The 1,023-nt window shown below is 64.6% G+C and carries 1 protein-coding gene; it reads right to left on the bottom strand.

The features are described 5' to 3' along the window. Positions 1-357: DEAD/DEAH box helicase family protein (locus ACZ7HQ_RS45980; protein ID WP_471003737.1), on the bottom strand; the 357-nt coding region annotated here is incomplete at its 3' end. Positions 358-1,023 lie beyond the last annotated feature (666 nt).

Genomic DNA, 1,023 nt, shown 5'->3' with positions numbered 1-1,023 from the left:
CTTATCCAGGTGGCGGGTCCACTCCACGAGCTCGTCCACGTCCGTGGTGTTAGGGAAGCCCGCATCCTCCCCTCGCAGGGACGACACACCGATCATCGGGCCGCTACGACCGCCCTCGCGCCACGCGGTCTCCGTCTGGGCGAGCAGGTCCAGCGAGGGCACGAGCACGAGCACACGGCCCGCGCGGAGCTCCTCCGCGCTCCGGGTGGCCACGAGGGTCTTCCCGGTTCCGGTCGCCATGATCACCTGAGTACGAAGTCCGCGCTCGGGCACAGTCGATCTTGCAGGGAATTCGAGCGCACGGAGCACTGCGTCCACCGCTTCTCGCTGGTGGGGACGGAGCTCCTTCGCCGCCATTTTGATCCGTCTTCTCCTAGGTCCGGGCAAGATTTCTGATGAGGCAGGGAACAGGAAATCCCAAGCGATACACCTGGGTCCGCTCAGGTGAGGCATCCCGACCGGGGTGACGCATTCGATCAGCACCAGCCTAAGACGCGTGATCCGAACTGGTCCTGATGCCTCATCCCGGCTAATGTCCCAGTCCAGACTCTATCCCACATCCATTTTGAAGCACATCACTCATTGAAATGCCGGATCAGTTTCAGGACACCCGGTTCAGACGGTCGGAAACCCGCCCCCCCACAGAGAAGGGCACAACGATGGAACACCAGCAGGCTGAGCACAACGCCGTGCGGGAGCAGGCCGGTCGCCCCGGCCGAAGGCGGAACGATGCGTGCAAGCACTGCGCCACAACCGTGACGCGCACTCAGAGCACCGAGCGGGTACCGCTAGATGAAGGATGCCCCCTGCAGCGGGTAGGCCGTAGACCGGACGGCAAGCAAGCCCACGGCGCGAGCACAGCGAGCAGGAGCCCCCGCCCGAAGAGCCATGAGAGCCTGGCGGTTGGTGAGATGGCTGGCCCTTTTCCTCACCATCAACTGGGCGGTCGCCTGGGTGAGAGCACTCGTCAAGGGGGAGCAGGGATGGGATCTGCGGGGCCCCTGGTCAGCACTGCCATCTGGG

The sequence above is a fragment of the Streptomyces sp. NPDC037290 genome (genome assembly GCF_055603245.1).
This window is presented reverse-complemented; position numbering and strand designations above follow the sequence as displayed.